Below are 23,107 nucleotides of genomic sequence, written 5' to 3' on the forward strand. Positions count from 1 at the left end.
TGAAAAAATTTTGAGCGGGAAAGGAGACTCGAACTCCCGACCCCAACCTTGGCAAGGTTATGCTCTACCAACTGAGCTATTCCCGCATGCCGTGTATAATACAGCATGCAAAAATGTGGTCAACACCTTTGTTAAAAATCTTGCATCAATTGCATAAAATAAAAGCAAAATGCTGCAGACCAGACAATAAATAACCAATATCCATATAGAAATCAATGAAATTTCGCCACAATCAACGGATTGCACCTGAACAGATTACCGAAATACTCGGCAGAACAAGGTATACTGGGATTATATTTTTGCAGATCGGAGTCAGGCCATGAGCTTAGAACAACAACTGAAAGACCGTTTGGCGCAATTATCCCCAACCTATTTGGAAGTGGTGAATGAATCTTCGGGTCATGGCGGTTATTTCCCGGGAAAAGAATCGCATTTTAAAACCGTGATTGTGAGTCAGGCTTTTGCCGGTTTACGTCCAGTCCAGCGTCATCAGAAAGTTTATGCTGCTGCAGGTGATCTGCTGTCAAAAGACAAAATTCATGCGCTGGCCATTCATGCATTTTTGCCTGAAGAATGGGCTGGTCAGGACACCACCAGTCCGGCTTGTGCACATGCACCTAAAAACTAAGAGGACATGATGGAAACCCAACTTTTAGTCAAGATTATTCATATGTCGGCAGCAGGACTGGCCATTGTCGCCATTTTTGCCCGTGCCTTGACCTTGTTTGTCGGTACACAAGGGAATTTACCTAATCCGGTGGCACGTATAGCGCTAGTCGCTTTACAGCATTTAGCTATCACGGTGATTGCACTGACCGGCATTGTGTCGCTCGTCCTCAAAGACTTTGATGTACAGCCTTGGTTTTATGCCAAAGTCATTTTATTTTTGGTACTGGTGTCCTCGTTAGGCAAAGCCTATAAAAAAGATGATTCTATCTTGCTATCGCAGCGTCGGGCTGGCTTAGTTATTGCTGTAGTTTCATTGGTGTCTATTCTGGCTTTGGTGATGATCAAGCCGAATTTTGGCTAAAAGCAGGCTGGCTGTGATGATCAGCACAGCCAGTCCATGCAAATAATTAGAAAATACAAATGTTGTAAAAGTAATTAAAAATGTGAGGAGGGGGACATGCGTACACGTGTGGTATTTAATCAAAAGGGTGGGGTAGGCAAGTCGAGTATTACTGTCAATCTGGCAGCGATCAGTGCACATCAGGGTTTAAAAACCTTATTGATTGACCTGGATCCGCAGGCCAACTCTAGCCAGTATGTGCTGGGTGATGATGCGACGTATTCTAGTGACAAGCCGGCACTCGAACCGAATATCGAAAACTATTTTGAAGATGTACTCGGTAATCAGCAAAGCAAGGGCCTACTCGGCAATGCGATTGGCTCGATTTTAAAAAGTCGTAGCAAAGGCTTGGGAAGTTATGTGCATCAATCCTCTTTTAAACATCTGGATGTTATTCCGGCCAGTCCAACGCTGGGTGCATTGGCCCATGCACTGGAGTCCAAGCACAAGATTTATAAGCTACGAGATGCCTTGCAACAACTGTCGGGGCATTATGACCGGGTATTTATTGATACACCGCCTGCATTCAATTTCTTTACCCTCTCTGCTCTCATTGCGGCGAACCGCGTGCTGATTCCATTTGACTGTGATGTATTTTCTAAACGTGCCCTACAGACCCTGATTGAAAATGTCATTGAAACCCAGGATGACCATAATGAAGGGCTGGAAATCGAAGGGATTGTCGTGAACCAGTTTCAGGCACAGGCCAAATTACCGCGTGAAGTGGTACAGCAACTCAAAGATGAAGGGTTGCCGGTCCTCGACAGTATGTTGCCACCGTCAATCTTGATGAAAGAATCTCATCAGAAAAATCTGCCTTTGATTTATTTGGCTACTGATCATAAATTGACTCAGGCCTATCAATCGTTGTTCAATGAGATAGAGCAGAATTAAGATCGAGTTAGCTATGAAACTTGTGAAAGTAAGCCTGAGTATTGCTGCACTGGCATTACTGAGTGCCTGTGCAACGCCGGTAAAACCGACTTATGTGTCGCCCACCCTGTATCAGACTTTGGGTTGTTCGCAATTACAGGGTGAATATAATCGTATTCAGCAGTATATCGACAATGGCGTTGAACCACCGAAACGTACTGGCGTCGGTGTGGGCGTTGGTCTTGGCGGTGGCTGGGGCAGTCGCGGTGGCTGGGGTATTGGCCCGAGTGTTTCAGTCAATATGGGACAATCATCCGATACCAAAAGAACCGAACTGGCACGGCTTTTAGGCGAGCAGGAAGCGATTGTACAGGCCGCGCGTTATAAGAACTGTCCGATCATCGTTCGGCAGGCGACGCCTAAATAAATCATTCAACATTAAACGGATGAATGCTGACTTCGGGTCGGCATTTTTTTATTGCTTTCACCAAGAATAGGGCGGTTTACATTAAGATAAAACTCACGGGAAATTGACCAGACTGTATATAAATCTGAAATTTATAAGCTTGTTATCACACTCTCATATTGATTAAGCTACAACCTTGGCCCGGAAAAGTTCATTGCGATGATTGAAAATTGGTTATTTGTTTTAGGACTCATTGCTGTAATGATGGTTCCAGGGCCCGCCAATGCCTTGGTGGCTAGTTCTGCTCATCAGCAGGGGCAGGCCAAAACCAGTCTCTATCTTCCTGCCATTTTGCTCGGCTATTTTTATGCCATTAATGTATGGGCCTTGGTGATTCATCTGGCGTCACCGATCTGGCCAAATTTTAAAGGCTTGGTCTATGTGCTGAGTACCATCTGTGTGGGCTGGATGACCTTGCATTTATATAAGGCCCAGCAGTTAGAACGCTACAGCAAGAACCATCCGCAGATTCGCCCCTGGCAAATGTTTACAACTACCCTAAAAAATCCTAAAGCAGCATTGTTGGCCTCTGGAATTTTACCGATGGAAACCTGGCAAAGCCCGACCAACTTCGTTCTGGTTTTTGCTGCCTTTAGCTTGAGTACCGTTCCGGTCGGGATATTCTGGATGGTCTTTGGTCAGGCCATATTGACCAGTCCATCTGAAAAAATAAAAGCCGGCCTCATTTATAAAGGCGCGGCTCTATTTGTCCTGCTTTGTCTCATCCCACTCTTGATCAAGCTCTGGGATTAAACGCACAGGCTGTAAAAGAATCTTAATGTAAAAAGTTCTTAAGCTGTTTTACTTTTTTTGAGCTTTTGTTGAATAAAGCCAATCACACCTGGCAATACACTTAAAATAATGATGCCAAAAATTAGATAGGTGAAGTTGTCTTTGACGATCGGCATATTGCCAAACATATAGCCCAAAATGACAAATGAGCTAATCCAGGCAAATGCACCTACTACATTATAGGTCAGGAAATATTTGTAATTCATGCTGCCAGCACCGGCAACGAAGGGTGCAAAGGTACGGGCAAAAGGAACAAAACGCGCAAAAATAATGGTCTTACCACCATGTCTGGCAAAGAATTGCTGGGTCGCCAATAAGTGTTTTTTATTGATGAAGCGCGATTCAATCTCGAAAACCCGAGGACCAATATATTTACCAATATGATAATTCAGGGTGTCACCCAGAACTGCCGCAACAAACAAGAGTGGAATCAGCACCCATGGATCCATTGCACCAGTAGAGGCTGCCAGTGCACCTGCTGCAAATAGCAAGCTGTCGCCAGGCAGGAACGGCATGACCACCAGACCTGTTTCTACAAAGATAATCAGGAAAAGAATGGCATAAATCCAGATCCCGTAATTAGTGATAAATTCAAGCAAGTGATCATCAACATGCAAGATAAAATCAATCAGTTCCATGAGCCCAGTACAAGCAAAAGTGTGGTCAAATCCTAACAGCCCGGGGCATGAAAGTCAGTACCAGAAAGTAAAATAATTAACGCTTCATCCATCTTGAATTGAGCAAAAATTTCTCTTACATATTATCTTCAGATTTTTATAAAAACAGGCTGAGTTGGATTAAATCTTGAGCTTAAAAATATAAAAATGACAGACTAAGAAAGGCATCCGAAGGGATGCTTTATGGTGCTAGAAATATAATGCAATCAACTAAATGCATACCTAATGCGAATTGTGTGCTTAATGCGCTGAAAAATGTTAGAATACGGCGCTTATCTTTCGTTTGCCTTTCATAGTTGTTCGTCATGACTACCAATACTCAAATTACTGAAGATCGTATCCTGATTCTGGATTTCGGTTCTCAATATAGTCAGCTCATCGCACGTCGTGTTCGTGAAGCTGGTGTATATTCTGAAATGTATGCCTATGATATGTCTGAAGAAGACATTCGTGCATTTAATCCAAATGGTATCATCTTGTCTGGTGGACCTGAGAGCGTTCACCTTGAAGGCAGCCCGCGTGCGCCACAAGTGGTATTCGAGCTGGGTGTGCCGGTATTGGGTATTTGTTATGGTCTGCAAACCATGTGCGAACAACTTGGCGGTAAAGTTGAGCCAGGTACTGTGCATGAGTTTGGCTATGCAGAAGTAGATATTGTTGTACGTGACAAGCTGATCGGTAATTTACAGGACCGTGAAAACCAGCTGCATGTCTGGATGAGTCATGGTGACAAGGTTGCCCGTATTCCAGAAGGCTTCCAGATCACTGCACAAACTCCTAGCTGTCCAATTGCGATGGTTTCTGACGAAACTCGCCGTTTCTATGGTATTCAGTTCCATCCTGAAGTTACACATACTTCTAAAGGTGCAGAATTACTGTCGAACTTCGTTCATCAAATTTGTGGCTGTCGCGGTCTGTGGACGCCAGAACACATTATTGATCTACGTGTAGAACAGCTTCGCCAACAGATTGGTGATGAAAAAGTATTACTAGGACTTTCTGGTGGTGTGGATTCATCTGTAGTAGCAGCGCTGTTGCATAAAGCGATCGGTGATCAGCTGACCTGTGTATTTGTAGACAATGGTCTGCTTCGTTTGAACGAAGGCGATCAAGTGATGCAAATGTTTGCTGACAACATGGGTATCCGCGTGATTCGTGCTGATGCTGAAGAGCGTTTCTTGACTGCGCTTGCAGGTGAAGTTGATCCTGAAGCAAAACGTAAAATTATTGGCCGTGAATTTATTGCTGTCTTCGCTGAAGAAGCACGTAAATTAGATGGCGTAAAATTTCTTGCACAAGGTACGATTTATCCGGACGTGATTGAATCTGCTGCAAGCAAGCAGGGTAAGGCGCATGTGATTAAATCACACCATAATGTGGGCGGCTTACCAGCAGACCTAGCATTTGAACTGGTTGAACCATTACGTGACTTGTTTAAAGATGAAGTACGTAAATTGGGTACGACTTTAGGCTTGCCACACAGCATGATCTATCGTCATCCATTCCCAGGCCCAGGTCTAGGTGTGCGTATCTTGGGTGAAGTGAAAAAAGAATATGCAGACATTTTACGTCTTGCAGATGACATCTTCATGCAAGAACTGCGTGACAGCGGCTGGTATGACAAGACTGCTCAAGCATTTGCGGTATTCCAGCCAGTGAAATCGGTGGGTGTAGTCGGTGATGGCCGTCGTTATGCATGGGTAATTGCATTGCGTGCGGTAGAAACGGTGGACTTTATGACAGCTCGTTTCGCACACCTGCCATATGAACTAGTAGACAAAATCTCTACGCGTATCATGAATGAAATTGCTGACGTTTCTCGTGTGACTTATGACGTATCGTCTAAGCCACCTGCAACGATTGAATGGGAGTAATTTAGGGGTTTCGGACAGCACTGCTGTCCGCCTAAATTACGCCAAGCGCTAGGCGCGCGGCAGTAAGGACTTTCAAGCAGCATCGCTGCTTGAAAGTTTTATGCTAAACGCTATGCATGGCAGTTTAGAAATATAAACTTTCCAAATTAAAAAGAGCGCTTCGGCGCTCTTTTTATGCTTTTCGGAAAAGATGCTTAAGCCGGTTTAACCTGCCAGTTTTGCATCTCTCCAGCTAAACTTTGCTCCAGATCTGGATCATAAGCTTCAACCCGATTCCGTCCATTGGCTTTAGCCTGATATAAGGCAATATCGGCTTGCTTAATTAGGGTCATCAAATCCGTTTCACAGCTTTCCAGAATGGCAGCACCAATCGAAATACTAAAACTGAAACGATGTTGGCTGTCCAGATCGATCACAATATTTTCAATTTTATGCCTTAAACGCTCGGCAACTTTTAGCGCTTCATCCAGAGAGGTTTCAGGTAAAAATGCAATAAATTCCTCGCCTCCATAGCGTGCCAAAATATCATGCTGCCGCATTTCGCTGTGTGTATTTAGGGCAATCGTCTGTAAGACCTGATCTCCGATATCATGACCATAACGATCATTAATCTGCTTAAAATGATCGACATCAAAGACCAGTAAACTCATAGGCACCGGTTGATCAAAATTCTGTTGTACCAGTTGTTGCGCGAGATATTCAAAACAGCGACGGTTATTCAGGCCAGTGAGTGAGTCGGTATGAGCCATATTTTCAAAGGCCTGCCGATTATATTCATTCAGGGTATGCTGCAAAAATACCATGCGTGATTTTAAGGTCGAGCTCCAGCTAATATATAGACTGAAGGTCAATACTGGCAGATAAATCAGGGAAAATAAAAACATCTGGTACAGGTCAGACCGAGTATTGAAATATACACCGATGTAAATCATCAGGGTAATCAGACTTGAAGTAATCAAAGACGGCCAGAACCGGATCTGCACACATAAATTGGCCAGTACAATAAAGACTAAGGAGGCATATTGATAAATGAGGGTATAAGCACTTTCAGACTGATTCAGATTAAAAAACCAGATGGCACTTGCACCAATAATCGAGGTAGGCAAGAGCAGATCAAAGACAGGCAGATTGCGGTAAGAGTGATACATCCAGATCGTGATCAGTACGATCAGGATGGTATAGCTGATTTTGGTCAAAATGAGTAACTTGAGAATATCATTCAGCACCAGAATATCGGCGAGGGTATAAGAGGCATATGCCAGCTGTGCGAATAAATTGACCTGTAATAAGTATTTTAAAGTGAGTTTTTTCTGATGAGTATAGTAGGCCGGTTTTAGAGGTGCAGGAATACGAACAAGCGGATCTTGAAGAGCCTCCTGAATCAGGGTACGTGATTCTTTTTCGTTATCATGCGGCATGCAGCCTTCCCAAATTAAAATATATAAAAATGAATAAGATGAAATTTATATATAGTTGTATAAAAAATATTCTATTCTTTTGTTGGATATTTTAAAAGTGGAAGAATCAAATTTATTTTATAAAATGAAATCCCCGATTAACGCATTCTAAGAATGATCCTAGCTTATAGAACAGACTAATGATTCAGCTTTAATTCGCCGTTGACTGGGCTGGTTGAGTGTCTGGCTTAAATACATTCCAGGGATTTTCTGTTGCTGGCTTGGGCTTATTCAGCATATCCGGATGATAGACTTCAATCCGGTTTCGGCCAGACTTCTTGGCTTGATATAAGGCGATATCGGCTTGTTTGATCAGATCTTCCAGAGTCTGGGTATGGGATTCTAGTTCTGCAACACCGATCGAAATGGTGAACCGGATGGCATGATTGGATTCAACATAAATATACTGCTTTTGAATTGCACAACGAATTCGTTCTGCAATCACCAGGCTGTCTTGTAGCTGAGTATCTTCCAGGAGAGCGATAAACTCTTCCCCGCCAAAACGTGCCAGTACATCGCTATGCCGCATTTCTTTACGGGTCACTTCAGCAATCAGTTGTAGCACCCGATCACCGACATCATGCCCATAGCTATCATTAATATTTTTAAAATGATCCACATCAAACATCAACAGGCAGCTACTGGCATGTTTGGGCCATTGATGAATAGAGCGTTCAGCCATATCGACAAAATGGCGACGGTTGTAGAGCTGGGTCAAATCATCGGTATGTGCCAGATTCTTTAAGGTTTGATAGTTCCATTCATCAAGCAGGGAGCGCAGAAAAGAACGCCGCACATTCAGAATATTATTCCAGTTAATATAAATGCTAAAAAACCACAGTGGACTAAAGACCACGCTAAAAATAAAGGCTTGAGAGGCACTCATGAACTGGGATACACCAAGCATGATAAACAGGGCAATCAAGATGGAGCAATAGACCGCGACTTTAAACTGGGTCTGTACACAGAGATTGGCGATAAGAATAAAGATCGCAGAGGCATAAATATAGGTGGCAACATGGGGACTGGTTGAAAGCGCGAGTAAGCTAATCCAGGCCGCTGCAGCTACAGTGGTGCCTATCGGCAAGATTCTGTCCAAAATCTGAATATTTTTATATTTTTTAAACAGGTAATAACAGCAAAACATCGCCCCCAGAACCAGAACGACGCGCATCAGACCAGAAATAAAAAACATGTCTGGAATAATCAGGATATCGGCAAAGAAATACAGTAAAAAGGCAATTTGCGCCAGATAGTTAATTTGACGCAAGTTATGATGACTATGCGTATAGACATAATCATGAAAATACTGCTGAAACAGGGCAGGGATACGGGCATGAGGATCTGTCAGCGCCTGTTCAATCAGCTGACGGTTTTGCAGATCACATTCAGATAATTTCAGTGATTTATCGGTCGTCGAATTTTGAAAAGATACATTCGCCGTTGAATATATATTCTCATTCTGAGCAGACATGTCCTGGTCCAGTATTATTTTTATAGGTGCCTATTATGCCGTGTTTGAGTAAAAAATAACCTCCCAAAAATTGGGTATCCGGGAAGTTTTTAAAGCTAAAACGTAACAAAATTTGTGTTTTATAAAATTGAAAGTGATTGAAATACATGAATAATCATCTTATTCATTGGGGTCTTTAGTTGTTGTGGATTCGTTTCACGTGAAACATAAATGACATTCCTGATCTTCAGTTTATTTAAACTCCTAACGTCATGTACCTAAATCATGATTGACTTGTTAAAACTCAAGTTTGGGGCTTTGAATATAAATCTCATCAGCTTTTCAGAATTTAAATTGATGGGACTAGTGAGGCGTTTTATACGTATCTAAATATTTCCAGGGATAGATTTTGCCCATAGACCCTGTACATTGTCCTGAACAGAGAGGCATCTTGAATCGGTCAAATACATGTCTCACCCACTCAAAAAGTAGAATGAAAATGCCGAGGTAAGCTCAGCCATGTCGAATAATAGTGATATTGAACTGTCGAATTCTGATGATTGCGAAAAGTATGTGAATCAGTTTATTCAGGAGTTTCCTTTACGTCGCGCGGAAATCGGACAGGGCACCGTGATTAAACGTGCCTTGCCAAGCAGACATAAGCGCATGATAGGTGCCTGGTGTTTTCTGGATCATGCGGGTCCGGCCAGTTTCCCGCAAGGAGATGGTCTGGATATCGGCCCTCATCCACACATTGGTCTGCAGACCTTTACTTGGATGATCGAAGGCAGCATGATGCACAATGACAGTCTGGGAAATCAGCAATTGATTCGTCCCAAGCAGGTCAATCTGATGACCTCGGGTTATGGCATTTCACATACCGAAGTCTCTCCTGAAAGTGAAACGCATATGCATGCAGCACAGTTGTGGATTGCCTTGCCGGACGACAAGATCAATATGGCACCAGGTTTTGAACATTATCCTGAATTGCCGGTCGTCAATGAGCAAGGCATTGAATTTACCGTGCTGGTCGGAGAATATTTAAAAACGAGATCACCGGTTAAAGTACATAGCGAACTACTCGGAGTAGACCTGTATGCAGCTCAAAGTACTAGTGCGCGCTTGCCTCTGAATCCGAAATTTGAATATGGCTTTATGGTGCTTGAGGGGACGGCCAGTATAAATGGGCATGAACTAAATGAAGATAATATGCTGATCCTGGAGCCCGGCTTACAGCAGGTCAATGCTGAAGTTCATGCCGGGAGCCGGCTGCTATTGATTGGTGGGGAGCCATTTGAAAGCCCGATTTTACTGTGGTGGAATTTGGTCGGGCGCACGACAGAGGAACTTAAAATTGCGCGGGAACAATGGATTGAAGGTCATGAACGTTTTGGTTCCATTCCTGCCTATGATGGACCACGTTTAGAAGCGCCCGCACTTCCAGACCAGATGCGGGCTTCCCGATAAATGCTAAAAATGATGGGAATATGGAACGCTGTCTGAGTTGAACTCAAATAATGAATCTGCAACATAGGATATATATCATTACAGTCATCAAAAAATGAGCTAGAGTCTGCTGCTTTTTGCTATGCTCAGTGGGCAAAAACAATAAAATCATGAGTCTAATATGCGTGTTTTACATCATCTCGAACAATCACGATCATTTCGTATCCTGTGGGCCATGGAAGAATTAGGACTGGATTACGAGGTTAAATACTATAAACGTCAGCCCAACCTTTCTGCGCCACCGGCCTTAAAACAGATCCATCCGTTGGGCAAAGCCCCGATTCTGGTCGATCAGGGTCAGGTACTGGCAGAATCTGCGGCGATCCTGGAATATTTGCAGGAAACTTATGATGAACAGCAGCAGTTTCGCCCAGAAGATATTGCCGACAAGGCCCAGTACCGTTACTGGATGCATTATGCGGAAGGCTCGTTAATGCCGCTGCTGGTGATGCAACTGGTAATGACCACAGTGCCTAAACATACGCCTTTGCTGATTCGACCTGTGGCCAAGAAAATCTGTGATGGGGTGAAAAAGCAATTTGTACAGAGCCGTTTAAAAGATCATATCCAGTTTCTGGAAAGCTATTTGAGTGAGCATGATTATTTTGCCGGGCATTTCAGTTTTGCCGATATTCAGATGAGTTTTCCTTTGGAGGCCATGCAGAGCCGGACGGGTCAAAGCTATCCAGCGATTCAAGCCTATCTTAAACGGGTGTCGCAACGTGCTGCCTATGCGCGTGCACTGTCCAAAGAAAAACAGATCAGCTCTTAAACGCTTAAAAGAAAAGGTGCCGATGGTACCTTTTTTGATTTTGTGAGATTAGTCCGGAAAGCTGAGACGTTCTTTGGGGAAAACTACCTTAAACGTGGAACCTTGGTTTTCCTTGGACTCAATTTCCAGATGTGCCTGATGCTGCATGAGTACATGTTTAACAATTGCCAATCCCAAACCGGTACCGCCAGTACGACGGCTGCGGTCTGAATCGATGCGGTAAAAACGCTCGGTCAGACGTGGCAGATGCTTGGGATCAATACCGATGCCGTTATCTTGCACCACAAAATAGGCCGATTCACCGTCATCATGCCAGCCGATGGTGATGGTGCCGCCTTTAGGCGTATACTTGATGGCATTGGTAATCAGGTTGCTAAAGGCGCTGGCCAGTTCCATATCTGAACCGATCAGATCGCAATGACTGTCAATGTCCAGATTTAGGGTATGACCATAATCAATATTATAGGCCTGGGCATCATCAAATAGCTGGTTCATCAGACTCGGCATTTCAATGATCTGGTTTTTGGCAATATTTTTATCATTTTCCAGACGTGACAGCAGCAACAGATCGTTGACCAGTGCATTCATGCGTCGGGTTTGCGACTGCATCTGATCAAAAGCGCGTTTCCAGCGTGGATTGATATCTTCCTGATCGGTAAAGGTTTCAATATAGCCACTGAGCACGGTCAAAGGAGTGCGCAGTTCATGTGAAATATTGTCGACAAAATCCTTTCGCATCTGTTCCAGATTGTGCATCCGGGTCACATCATAAGCGACCAGTACCCGACTTTCTCCGCCAAAACGGGTCATTTTGACCTGCACATAATGGTCTTCAAACAGCGAAGAACGCATTTTTAGGCCGTCGGGAGATTCATCAATATGGTGATAGTATTCGATAAAGCTCGGTTGGCGTAGCAAGGTCAGGATATTACGGCGACGGTCATCACTGGAGATTCCGAGCAGACGTTCGGCTGCCGGATTCCACCATTCAATCTGTTGGTTTTCATCAAGTAGTACCACAGCTTCTTGTAAGGCCACCAGTGAAGACTGTGCACGATCAATCAGTTCGACCATTTCCGCCTGAACAATCCGTTCCTGACGTTGGGCGCGGTAAACATTGAAAAGTAGCGCACCCCAAATCCCGCCAATATTTGGTGGAACATCATAAGGGCGATTGGAAATCCATTCATTGACCAGATATAAGGAACGCATTTGGGTCGCAAAGAACGCCACGAAAGCAATTACGATACAAACCCAGAAATACCCAATCCCAAAACCGATAAAGCTGGCGATAATCAGGAAAAAAGCCAGTAAGCGTAAATCCTGTTTCGCAAAATCCCATAAGCTACTGTAACGGATTCTTTTATGTTCGCGTGCCAGTTCGGGGACAGGGTAGGGTTCATACATAAAACAAGATTTACCTTAAAAGATATTAACCTAAAGCGACATCTGAACGGGTCGAAAAGCGATACCCCGTTCCGCGAACGGTTTGTACAAAACGGTCTACACCATAAGGTTCCAGCACTTTACGCAAACGGCGGATATGTACATCGATGGTCCGGTCTTCAATATAGACGTTACCGCCCCACACCTGATCCAGCAATTGCGCACGGGTATAGGCACGTTCCGGATGGGTCATGAAGAATGCCAGCAAACGATATTCAGTCGGCCCCATTTCCAGAATGTTGTTACCAAAATTCACCCGCTGGCTGACCGGATCCAGAATCAGGCCATTGGCATCAATAGTTTTTTCACCGCTCAGGGCATTGGCGCGGCGCAGTACCGCCTTAATTCGGGAGACCAGTTCCCGGGTCGAGAATGGCTTGGTCATGTAGTCATCGGCACCGGCATCCAGACCTTGTACCTTGTGGTCTTCTTCACCGCGCGCTGTCAGCATGATCACCGGAATTTCTGACAGGCTTTCATCACGTTTCAGACGACGACATAAGTCCACACCGCTCACACCACCCGGCATCATCCAGTCCAGCAAAATTAATGCCGGACGCTGGTCCACAATCATCTGATGCGCCTGCTTGGCATCTTCTGCCTGTAAGCACTGAAAACCGGCCATATCCAGAGAGGTATGGATCATTTCCCGAATCGGGAGCTCGTCATCGACGATTAATATGTAGTCATCTTTCACAACGCAATACCCTATTTCATGTAAACGGTGAACCGTTTTATATTTATGACAGGCTTATTACAAAGACTAATTATGACAGTATCATTGCAGAAAGGGAAAAACTGCTGATATTCGCAAAAATTTGTGACAAATATAGCGCAGAAACTTGTTAAAAAATCATAAATTAATTTTACTCATTTCCGTAGTACAGCATAAATCTTCAACTCACTGGTAAATGCAGGAAAGCCGATTAAGCACAGGATTTAACAGCTATTTTTTCTCGGAAAATGACTCGAGCAGCGCCAAAAAAACCACACTGCACGACGATAAAACTTCCTCAAGCGAATGCTTAAAACCACTCATCACCCAACGAATGGCAATTTGGGTGACATAGCCATTTAAACCGGTCGACACCAATGAAATTTCCTGCTCGCTGCGATTTAATTGCGGCATCATCAACATGACAAAGGCATGAATCATGCGGTCGAAACGTGACATGGTTTCATGAATAGTGGCCTGATTATGCAGCTCCTGTACCAGCATGGCATCGATATAAATGATCCGTGCCATGCGCGGATTGTCACGCAGGGTAGTGAGCAGCGCACTCAAACCGGCTTCGATCATTTTTTTCGGATCACTCGATGCCTGCATCATGGCCTGCATCACATTCTGTTGCAGTTCATCAATCAGTTTTAGGAAAATGGTCTGAAACAGATGTTCGCTTTTCTTGAAGGATTCATAAAAATAACGTTCAGTCAGTTTGGCTTCATTGCAGATATCTTTGACAGTAACTGAAAAAAAACCATAACTACCATAGGCTTCAATCCCGGCTTCGATGAGCTTTTCACGACGTGCCTGCTGCCGTTCAGCCATCGACAGGCCTTTAAACTGACGTTCCTTGGTTTTGGCGGGTCGTGATTTTGCTGCTGAGTCGATTGAATCGGTCATAAGGCCTGTGTGCTCATCTGCATGAAGATTTTGAATATCTTAACAATAAATCACGCTTAGACCTATATAGAAATGCTCCCCTGAAATTTGGCCTCTAAGGACATGGGATAATTATTGACAATCTATATTGTCAAAACTATATTGAGGATCTGTGCTAGCTCCTGAAACAACAGAACAAGATCCTGCTGTCATGGAATGGCAGTGGTTTACATAAGGAAATTGAATGAAAAATTTTAACAATAAAGTTGCTGCGATTACCGGTGCCGGTTCAGGTATTGGTCAGCAACTGGCAGTATTACTGGCCCAGCAGGGTTGTCATTTGGCACTGAGTGATATTAATGAACAGGGTCTGGCACAAACTGTAGAATTACTCCAAGGGACTGATGTTCGTGTCACCATGCAAAAAGTGAATGTGGCTGAACTGGAACAGGTGCGTAACTGGGCGGCACAGGTCGAACAGGATCATGGCAGTATCAATATGATCTTTAACAATGCCGGCGTTGCACTGGGTTCAACCGTTGAAGGGGCATCTTATGAAGAGCTGGAATGGATCGTCGGAATCAATTTCTGGGGCGTGGTTTACGGTACCAAAGAATTCCTGCCATTGATCAAGAAAACTGGCGATGGTCATGTCATCAATATTTCCAGCCTGTTTGGTTTAACAGCTCAGCCGACCCAGTCTGCTTATAATGCGACCAAGTTTGCCGTGCGTGGTTTTACTGAATCCCTGCGTCAGGAACTGGATCTGGAAAATTGTGGCGTGAGTGCACTGTGTGTGCATCCGGGGGGTATCCGTACCAACATTGCCAATGCAGCAAAAATGAATAACAGCCTGCTGACTTTAGGTATGAATCCGGAAAAATCGGCCCGTAATTTTAATAAATTATTGCGTTGTCCACCTGCAGAAGCTGCCCGTCAAATTCTGGAGGCGGTACAAAAAGACAAGCGCCGTCTGCTCATCGGCAATGATGCCAAAGCGATAGACCTGATTCAGCGAATCTTGCCGACCGGTTATCAGCATGTCACTGCACTGGCGACCCAATTTGGTAAAAGAAAGAAAAAGTCTGCTTAAGAAATTGTAAAACAGACCCGCGAAAGCGGGTTTTTTTATCGCTGTGATAGGGGCTAATTTTTTGCAAATGAGAGTATTAACTCCTGTAATGCTTTAGGCACGTAAAAAAACCTGCATCTAAATCAACGCTTCAACCGTTTTTTTCTTCCAGACCAACTGGTAATACAGTCCCTGCAAAATACACAGGCTGACAAAGGCCAACGCGTAGGCATACCAGATACCTTCCAGACCCCACCACCGGCTAAACAGATAAGCGGCGGGAACTTCAATACAGAGAATGGCAAAAATATTAATCAGCATTGGCATGGTCACCGTTCCACTTGAACGCATGATCGAAGCAAAAATGGCACTGGCACCAAAGAACAGAATCGACCACAGCACAATAAACAGCAGTTGTTGTCCCAGTACTATAACCTTAGGATCGGTAATAAACAGCGCCATCAGATATTTGGAGAACAGGTAGGCCAGAATCACCAAACCGCCGGTAAACAGGATATTCATACTCAGTGCAGTCCGAGTAACTTTATTCAGCAGATCTGATTTACCTGCGCCAATCGCTTGCGCACCAAATACAGATGCGGCAATCGCAATCGACAAAGCCGGAAATTGAATATAATTTAAGACCTGATTGACTGCGCCATAGGCCGCTGTTGCTTCTGCGCCATAGCGGTTGACCAGTCCGACAATTACCAGTCCGGCAACTGAAGTCGTGACCATTTGCACACCAGTAGGAACCCCCAGTTTCAAGATCATTCTGCTCAACTGTGGTTGATGACGAATATTTTTTAATAAGGCCCAGTCCAGCTTGAGCGGATGTTGCCTATAGTTCAAATACAGGATTAAAAACAACAGAACCGCCAGATTTCCCAGAATGGTGGCAATCGCCGGTGAGATAATGCCCATTTTAGGAAAGCCAAAATAACCGGCAATCAGGACCGGTGTCACCACCAAACCGACCCCAATGGTAAGTGCGGAAGCAAACAGGGGCGTGGTACTATCCCCAACGCCACGCAAGATGGAAGTATAAATAATATAGATAAAAATTAAGGGACTACCCGCCAGCATCCATTGTACATAGGGCAAGGACAAATGCATTACATCAGGATCTGTGCCAAGGGCCAAAAGAATATTCTCAGCAAAAATTACCCCGAAAAGCGCAATCAAGCTGCCGCCAATCAAGGTCATAAATAAAGTTGAACCGACCACACAGCGCACTTTTTCTATATTTTTTCCACCCCAAGCCTGTCCAATCAGTACGGTAGAACCGGCAGACAAACCAATTACAAAGGCCATCAGACAAAACAGGATTGGGAAAAAAACGGCAACAGCAGCAATCGCATTCACTCCGAGCATTTGTCCCACAAAAACTGTATTGATCGTGCCGGAGAGACTTTGCAGGATATTGGTCGCAATTAATGGCAACAGAAAAACCAGAAAGGCTTTCCATAAATTCTGTTGATGAATCAGTGAGTGCTGTGCCATGCGACATCCTGTGATTGAATTATCATCTATTTATTGATGTAGCTATTATTCGGCAGAATATAAAAAAAAGCCTTAGCTTTTAAGTAACTAAGGCATTTATTTTATGAGAGTTTTAGTTAAAAGGTGAGTTAAACCTTTGAAAGAATTTGACCTGCCTGGATCAGAGTTTGTTCTTTTTTTGCAAAGCAGAACCTGAGCAGACGTAAATCGGCAGGAGGGTGCTGGTAGAACGCGGAGACTGGAATCGCGACAATCCCATGTTGTTCTGCCAGAAAATGACACATGGACAGATCATCAAGCTCAGGGCGAATCTCCGAATAATCTAAGTTCTGAAAATAAGTCCCTTGAGAAGGTGTCCACTTAAAGCGTGATGTTTTAATGGATGAGTTAAATAAATCCCGTTTGTTTTGATAAAACTGGGACAGTTCGCGTATATGCTCAGGATGCAGTTGCATATATTCCGCCAAAGCGACCTGAACGGGTGTTACACCGCAGAAGCTGGCAAACTGATAAATCTGTCTGAACATTCTCATCAGTGCCGGTGCAGCAATACAAAATCCGGTTTTCCAGCCCGTGACATGGAAGGTTTTACCAAAAGAACCAATCACGAAGCTACGCTCGCGAAGTTCTGGAAATGACCAGGCCGAATAGTGCTGAACGCCGTCAAAAACCAGATGTTCATAGACTTCATCGGACAGCACCACAATATTGCGCTCGCGAATCAGTTCGATCAGTTGCTGCCAGTCTGCCTTGGACCAGACACTCCCACTCGGGTTATGCGGAGTATTCACGACAATCATGCGGGTACGGTCATTAATGGCATCTTTGACCTGATTCCAGTCCACAGAAAAATCAGGATGCTGCAAAGCAATATGCACTGGCTTTGCCCCGACCAGTTGTACCGCAGGTCCATAACTGTCGTAGCTGGGATCGAAAATAATGACTTCTTCCCCGGCACGTACCGTGGCTTGAATGGCACAAAAAATCGCAATTGTCGCCCCAGGGGTAATCGTGATTTCCTCGACAGGGTCAATAATCAGTTGATCACGTTGCTGATAGAGATCTGCCACCAGACTTCGCAAGACTGGCAGACCATCTCCTGGTGCGTACTGGTTAAATCCATTCTGGCTGGCCCGGTTTAAAGCTTCAATCAAGGCAGGAGGCGCTGCAAAGTCCGGAAATCCTTGAGAAAGATTCAAGGCTCCGAGTTTTTGTGCCAAGGCCGACATGGTACTAAAAATGGTCACGCCCAAATCGGGTAATTTAGAAGGGAGTTCCAGCATGTCCTTGGCCTTGAAGAATGAGATCTGAATGAGTGTAGCAGCAAGTTCCGTATAGGATAATCGGAAAAATAGGGAATATTGAGCAATATTTTTAATTAAGATGTACCACATGCAATTTAAGATTTTTAATTGAAGGGCCATAAATTAAAGGCCTAATTATGTGAAATGCATCGTGAACTGGACGAAATGGATAACTTTTCCTAAAATCTGCCGCACAATAATAAAGCTTAAAATTATAACTATAAAATGCCAAAACCTATCCATATGCTGGTGGAGCAGCTCGGGCTTAAGCGACAGCATCGTGCGCTACATTTACAGTTTTCACATCCTCCTTTAAATCATCAGGTTTTGATTCAGCGTATTGAGGGTCAGCATCAGATCAATCAAGGCCTGCAGGCTGAACTGATCTGTCTTTCCACTCATGCTCATATTGCCTTGAAACAGTTTATCGGCTGTCGGGTGGCCATTGATCAGGTCACAGACCGGGGTGAACTTTTCCGGACTACGGGCATTATTACTGCAGCCAGTCAAGGGCAGAATGATGGAGCTTTGACCCTGTATAAATTGACGCTAAATGATCCGACTGCACTCTGGCAGAAGCGCCGTAACAGTCGGGTTTTTATGAATAAGACGGTGCGCGAGATCAGTGAAATCCTGTTCAGTGAATGGCAAAACAGAAGTGCATTATTCGCGGCCAGTCTCAGCCTGGATTTGACAGGACTCAGCCGGGACTATGATGTCCGACCTTTTGTAATGCAGTCGAATGAATCGGATTATGATTTTCTGACCCGTTTATGGCGTAGCGAAGGAATTAACTGGTTGATCGATGAAAAGCAATTAACTGTGCCTGTATCAGCCAGCGAGATTCAAGCTCAGTTTTTAAAACTGGTAGATCATTCCCAATATTTTTCAGCTTTAAAACGCCGCTCCATCCGGTTTCATTGCAGTCATGCCACCGAACAGCTCGACACGCTGAACAGTCTGATTGCGGTACGTCAGCTCAATCCGAATAGTACCAGGACCCAGCGCTGGCATGCCCAGCAACTTGCCCAGGATCAAAGCCAGCCTTTATTCAGTAATCATCAGCAAAGTGATATCCATGCAAATGCCACTCTTCACCTTGAAGATGCGTGGAACATCAGTCCGGCCTGGACCGGCGACTTAAATCATGAGGATCAGGTGACAGCATCTGGTATAGCCCAACTGGATCGACTCAATCAGCAGCTCAGTGACTATCATGCTTTACAGTCTAAATATTTTAAAGCCAGTAGCAGCGTACGAGATGCTCAGGTTGGATACTGGTTTGAACTGCAACAGCATCCTGAAATTGATCAGCATCCTGCCCATCAACGTGAATTTCTGATTTTAGCTAAGCGGTTTTATAACCAGAACAATTTACCCAAAGATATCTTATCTCAGCTGGACAGTTTGCTTGAGAAGAGCGGCTGGCAGATGACACAGGAGGAACGACAGGCCAATGAACTACAGATGGTGCGCCGTGAAATCCAGGTTGTTCCTGAGTACCACCCCTTCATTCATCGGCCTGCTGCTGCATATCCGCAACGGGCTCGAGTGGTCGGACCTGAAGGTGAAACGATTCATGTCGATGCATGGGGGCGGGTGAAAGTTCGTTTTCTGTTTACCCGGAGTGAGGATCATCAGCATGATGGCGGCGCAGGTAGCAATGACAATGATAGCGATTCTGCTTGGGTGGATGTTTTGACCCCTTGGGCGGGTGAGGGTTATGGCATCAGGTTGCATCCGCGAATTGGCGAAATTGTAGTGATTGACTTCTTTGAAGGTGATATCGACCGGCCCTTTGTGGTGGGACGGATTCATGAAGCAGAACGGCATCCGACCATGTTTGATGCAAAAGGAGAACTTCCTGCGACCAAAAAACTCAGTGGCATCCGTTCTCAGGAGGTCGATGGGGATGGCTTTAACCAGTTGCGTTTCGATGATACCCCTGAACAGATTAGTGCGCAGCTGCAAAGTAGTCATGCAGCCAGTCAGCTCAATCTGGGAAATCTAAGCCATCCTAAAGAAAGTGAAAGCAGCGAAGGTCGAGGAGAAGGTTTTGAACTAAGGACAGACCAGTGGGGTGCCATACGTGCAGGAAAAGGCTTATTAATCTCCACTTATCGGCAAGATTCAGCAGCAGGCAATCACCTGGATGCGAGTCGTGCCAAAGAGCAGATTGAATCGAATCTCGATCATAGTAAAGCCTTGAGTGATATTGCTGAACAACAGCAGACAGATCCGCTGCAATTTTTTGATAGTTTAAAACAGTTTCTGAGTCAGATTGAAGCTGAAGATCAAGCCAAGGCCATCGCATTTAAACAGGCCGTGATGTTATTAACTGCCCCCCAAACGATTGCACTGAGCACAAATGAAAATATTCATTTATCCGCTGATCAGCAAATCAATCAGAGTGCCGGGGACAATATTCATTTTTCCACACAGAAGTCTTTAGTTGCTCATGCACAGGACCGGATCAGTTTATTCGCTGCTCAAGAGGGCGCAAGTGTCTATGCCGCTAAAGGCAAAATTGAACTACAAGCCCAAGATGATGCAATTGAAGCGATCGCTCGTAAGGTAATCAAGCTCATTTCGACTGAAGACAAAATCGAAATCACTAGTCTGAAGGAGATTGTACTGACCGCTGGAGGGTCTCAAATTAAGGTAAATAGTGGCGGGGTATTTTTCACGACTGGCGGAAAATTTGAGTGTAAGGCGGGGCAACATAATTTTATGGGAGGGGCTAAAGTCTCTTATGAAATACCTCAGCTTCCGAATAATGCTTTATATAGCAATAGGCTGGATATATATGATCTATTTTGGCAGTCCGATTTCAGTTCAATAAATTATAAAGCTTTTATTCCTGATACTAATTCGTATATTTCAGGTCAGCTTGATGCGCACGGTCGTACTGGAAAAATTACTACAGCTGATTCCTCTAAAGTAGAAATTTTGGTAGGGCTCAATGATGAATGGGGATTAAGTGTCCAAGGTTATGATGTTGATGACCTGATTGAGCAGAATAATAAATAGGAGATAAAAATAAAAATGACAAATAAGTCTTTAGCAACAGTACAAATTCTAGATTTGTTAGGAAATCCAATTCCTAAAGTTCAATATGAAGTCAAAAATAGTAAGACAGGTCAACATGTAGTACGGGGTTCTACCAATTCCAAGGGGTGCCTTTATGAAATTCAAAGAGACAAAGGAACGGTTTTAGATATATATGTCAAAAGCCTTTTAGGTGGAGGTATGAAAAAAGTTCAGACTTTCATAATGGCGAAAGACCGTATGCTGGTTACGGTTATAAGTCCTAAAATTCTCTTGGATTTAAAAACATTAGAAAATAATGAAAATAAAGGAAGTTATAAACGTAAAACACATAAGGTTAAAAAAGGTGAAACTTTATCATCTATTGCACAACAGTATCACACCACAATCCGAGTGCTCGAAAGGCTGAATGGGATAAAAGATGTCAATAAAATCAGCATAGGACAAGTAATTAAACTTCCAATTAATATGCCTGCTACAGGAAATAATACAAGTATTGATAGAAAGCCAAACCCTCAAAAAAATGCTTCTCAAAATAATAAGTCTCAATCATCAGAGAAAAGTAAAAAAGAGACTAAACAGGCTGATAAAGGAATTGTGAATACAGTTGAAGAGTATGAGAAGAAAGCATTAGAGCAGCTTAATGAATGGTATGAAGAAGGTAAGAAAGCTTTATCGGATGCAATAAAAATTGATATGAAAGAGGATCGCAGTCAGGATGGCGGAACACCGAAAACTGATACTTCCAATTTATGTAAAACTAATCCTCAATGTATATCTCAAGGCAAAAGTGAACTTATTAGAGAGGTTAATATCAGGCTAGCAGGCTTTGGTGGCGCATTACCTACAGATGAATTTACTCCTTTAACAGCGGAATGTATAAAGCAATTTCAACGGGATTATATGGGGGTTCCTGAAACTGGAAAAATATGCGGAAGTTTTTTAGCAGCTTTAGATAAGTTCCGTGATGAATATGGAATTGCAAATTTTATGACTAAAGCTAGTTGTCCCTGTGGTCAGTGTTCAGGTTATGGTAATAATAGAAGAGGTATTAAATCTGGTTTGAATACTGCTAATGAATATCCAGGATTGCATAGATCTTTAATATGGATATTAAAAGCATTAAATTTTTATTTAAAAAATGAATTTAAATATAAAGGTCTTGAAGTGGCTTATATAGAATCTGGTTATAGATGTATAAATGATAATAAGAAAAAAGGCAGAACTACAGTAAATCATATGGGTTTAGCATTAGATATACATATTAATAAAAATGGGAAGAGGACTAAGGCTATAGAAGATATAGAGTTTATTAGAAAAAAAATTATGACTATAAAAATGAGAGCAAGTGAAGAAAGGGCTTCTGATAAAATATATTTAGAACCAAAAAAATTTAAGAGTGGAGCAAATGGAGCAACTACTTGGGTTCATTTTGATGTGACAAGATTCTCAAGTATTTACTTTAATGATGAATACTTCAAAAAAGAAATTAAAGATCTCAATGGAAATCCGGTAGTTGAGATTATTAAATCACTAAATATGAATTCTATTTTAAATTGTGCAGGAATAATCGTAAATACTTCTACTATTTCTAAAATAACAGATCAAACTATTGAGGCTCTGGTAAAAGAATTAGGTGATGCGATTGCTAGTGGTGAAGGTAGCTATGAAGCTTGGAATGCAGGAGCTCCAGAAGGAAAAAGAGTTAAATACGGAAAAATGAATGACTTGCCAGGTACAATCACTGAAAAAACTATTGATGAAATTTTAGACGCTGCGAAAAAATATAGATGGGATGACAATAGAAGAAGATTTGCCACTGGAAAATATCAAACAATTCCTTCTACTTTAGCAGCAGCTAAAGCGAGACTAAATTTGAGTGGTAATGAATTATATGATCCTGCTATGCAAGAAAGAGTCTTTAAGGAGCATTTATTAAGAGGTCGTTCATCTATCTACAGCTTGATTATTAAAGGTGATAAAACTGTAGAGCAGGCCATGGTTGATGCTTCGAAAGAGTGGGCTTCAATTGCTTTACCGAAGGGAGAAAAGAATAAATATGGAATTATTTCTGATGGTAGTATCGGTTATCATGAATCTAAAACGAATAAAGCAAATAAACATTCTACCGAAAAAGTTAAAGTTATATTTGAAAAAATTCATGCTTATCATTCAAATAAATAGGTTTTAAA

General features: G+C 43.2%; 19 protein-coding genes and 1 tRNA gene. 11 read left to right on the plus strand and 9 right to left on the minus strand.

The features are described 5' to 3' along the window. Positions 1–13: 13 nt before the first annotated feature. Positions 14–86 (minus strand) — tRNA-Gly (locus tag F995_RS00415). A gap of 233 nt (positions 87–319) precedes the next feature. On the opposite strand from F995_RS00415, the gene F995_RS00420 reads away from it, so the two are divergent. The 5 genes from F995_RS00420 (at position 320) to F995_RS00440 (ending at position 3,161) form a co-directional block, all read left to right on the plus strand. After that, positions 320–628: a BolA family protein gene (locus F995_RS00420; protein ID WP_004644834.1), complete on the plus strand. Its 309-nt coding sequence runs from the start codon at positions 320–322 to the stop codon at positions 626–628. Positions 629–637: 9 nt separating this feature from the next. Beyond that, positions 638–1,030: a SirB2 family protein gene (locus F995_RS00425; RefSeq protein WP_004644835.1), complete on the plus strand. Its 393-nt coding sequence runs from the start codon at positions 638–640 to the stop codon at positions 1,028–1,030. A gap of 96 nt (positions 1,031–1,126) precedes the next feature. Beyond that, the gene (locus F995_RS00430; protein ID WP_004644836.1) at positions 1,127–1,963 is read left to right on the plus strand and encodes a ParA family protein; all 837 of its coding nucleotides are present in this window, start codon (positions 1,127–1,129) and stop codon (positions 1,961–1,963) included. 13 nt (positions 1,964–1,976) lie between these two features. Continuing rightward, a complete protein-coding gene (locus tag F995_RS00435) occupies positions 1,977–2,369 on the plus strand; it encodes a hypothetical protein (RefSeq protein WP_004644837.1) in 393 nt (130 codons plus the stop codon). Positions 2,370–2,567: 198 nt separating this feature from the next. Further along, positions 2,568–3,161 (plus strand): hypothetical protein, encoded by a 594-nt coding sequence (locus F995_RS00440; protein ID WP_016806914.1) that lies wholly within the window; start codon positions 2,568–2,570, stop codon positions 3,159–3,161. 38 nt (positions 3,162–3,199) lie between these two features. Here F995_RS00440 and F995_RS00445 read toward each other — a convergent pair whose 3' ends face one another. Next, a complete protein-coding gene (locus F995_RS00445) occupies positions 3,200–3,838 on the minus strand; it encodes a DedA family protein (protein ID WP_004644839.1) in 639 nt (212 codons plus the stop codon). Between the two features lie 344 nt (positions 3,839–4,182). On the opposite strand from F995_RS00445, the gene guaA reads away from it, so the two are divergent. Then, positions 4,183–5,751, plus strand: coding sequence for a glutamine-hydrolyzing GMP synthase (gene guaA / locus F995_RS00450; RefSeq protein ID WP_004644840.1), 1,569 nt, complete (start codon positions 4,183–4,185; stop codon positions 5,749–5,751). A 194-nt stretch (positions 5,752–5,945) separates the two neighbouring features. Here guaA and F995_RS00455 read toward each other — a convergent pair whose 3' ends face one another. Both F995_RS00455 and F995_RS00460 read right to left on the minus strand, forming a co-directional pair. Then, entirely contained in the window at positions 5,946–7,169 is a 1,224-nt protein-coding gene (locus F995_RS00455) for a GGDEF domain-containing protein (protein WP_004644841.1), read from the minus strand. A gap of 190 nt (positions 7,170–7,359) precedes the next feature. Beyond that, on the minus strand, positions 7,360–8,682 hold the full coding sequence (locus F995_RS00460) for a GGDEF domain-containing protein (RefSeq protein WP_004644843.1): 1,323 nt from the start codon (positions 8,680–8,682) through the stop codon (positions 7,360–7,362). A 498-nt stretch (positions 8,683–9,180) separates the two neighbouring features. Here F995_RS00460 and F995_RS00465 point away from each other — a divergent pair, with 498 nt between their 5' ends. Both F995_RS00465 and F995_RS00470 read left to right on the plus strand, forming a co-directional pair. Then, positions 9,181–10,128 carry a pirin family protein gene (locus F995_RS00465; RefSeq protein ID WP_004644844.1) on the plus strand — a complete coding sequence of 316 codons (948 nt, stop codon included), beginning with the start codon at positions 9,181–9,183 and terminating at the stop codon, positions 10,126–10,128. A 160-nt stretch (positions 10,129–10,288) separates the two neighbouring features. Continuing rightward, the gene (locus tag F995_RS00470; RefSeq protein WP_004644845.1) at positions 10,289–10,939 is read left to right on the plus strand and encodes a glutathione S-transferase family protein; all 651 of its coding nucleotides are present in this window, start codon (positions 10,289–10,291) and stop codon (positions 10,937–10,939) included. A 48-nt stretch (positions 10,940–10,987) separates the two neighbouring features. Here F995_RS00470 and phoR read toward each other — a convergent pair whose 3' ends face one another. From phoR to F995_RS00485, 3 genes are all read right to left on the minus strand, one after another. After that, positions 10,988–12,346 (minus strand): phosphate regulon sensor histidine kinase PhoR, encoded by a 1,359-nt coding sequence (gene phoR / locus F995_RS00475; RefSeq protein WP_004644846.1) that lies wholly within the window; start codon positions 12,344–12,346, stop codon positions 10,988–10,990. Positions 12,347–12,371: 25 nt separating this feature from the next. Beyond that, positions 12,372–13,082, minus strand: coding sequence for a phosphate regulon transcriptional regulator PhoB (gene phoB / locus F995_RS00480; RefSeq protein WP_004280972.1), 711 nt, complete (start codon positions 13,080–13,082; stop codon positions 12,372–12,374). Between the two features lie 249 nt (positions 13,083–13,331). Next, positions 13,332–14,009 (minus strand): TetR/AcrR family transcriptional regulator, encoded by a 678-nt coding sequence (locus tag F995_RS00485; RefSeq protein ID WP_004644847.1) that lies wholly within the window; start codon positions 14,007–14,009, stop codon positions 13,332–13,334. Positions 14,010–14,232: 223 nt separating this feature from the next. On the opposite strand from F995_RS00485, the gene F995_RS00490 reads away from it, so the two are divergent. Beyond that, on the plus strand, positions 14,233–15,081 hold the full coding sequence (locus F995_RS00490; protein WP_004644848.1) for an SDR family NAD(P)-dependent oxidoreductase: 849 nt from the start codon (positions 14,233–14,235) through the stop codon (positions 15,079–15,081). A gap of 117 nt (positions 15,082–15,198) precedes the next feature. Here the strand turns inward: F995_RS00490 and F995_RS00495 are convergent, their stop codons facing one another. Together F995_RS00495 and F995_RS00500 are read right to left on the minus strand one after the other, a co-directional pair. Beyond that, positions 15,199–16,563 carry an MATE family efflux transporter gene (locus F995_RS00495; protein WP_004644849.1) on the minus strand — a complete coding sequence of 455 codons (1,365 nt, stop codon included), beginning with the start codon at positions 16,561–16,563 and terminating at the stop codon, positions 15,199–15,201. A gap of 128 nt (positions 16,564–16,691) precedes the next feature. Further along, the gene (locus tag F995_RS00500; protein WP_016806913.1) at positions 16,692–17,846 is read right to left on the minus strand and encodes a methionine aminotransferase; all 1,155 of its coding nucleotides are present in this window, start codon (positions 17,844–17,846) and stop codon (positions 16,692–16,694) included. A 246-nt stretch (positions 17,847–18,092) separates the two neighbouring features. Between F995_RS00500 and F995_RS00505 the strand changes: the two genes are divergently transcribed. Both F995_RS00505 and F995_RS00510 read left to right on the plus strand, forming a co-directional pair. Continuing rightward, positions 18,093–20,897 (plus strand): type VI secretion system Vgr family protein, encoded by a 2,805-nt coding sequence (locus F995_RS00505; protein ID WP_016806912.1) that lies wholly within the window; start codon positions 18,093–18,095, stop codon positions 20,895–20,897. 15 nt (positions 20,898–20,912) lie between these two features. Beyond that, a complete protein-coding gene (locus tag F995_RS00510; RefSeq protein WP_004644852.1) occupies positions 20,913–23,099 on the plus strand; it encodes a LysM peptidoglycan-binding domain-containing protein in 2,187 nt (728 codons plus the stop codon). Positions 23,100–23,107: the final 8 nt, after the last annotated feature.

The organism is Acinetobacter sp. CIP A162 (assembly GCF_000367905.1).
GTDB classification, from domain to species: domain Bacteria; phylum Pseudomonadota; class Gammaproteobacteria; order Pseudomonadales; family Moraxellaceae; genus Acinetobacter; species Acinetobacter lwoffii.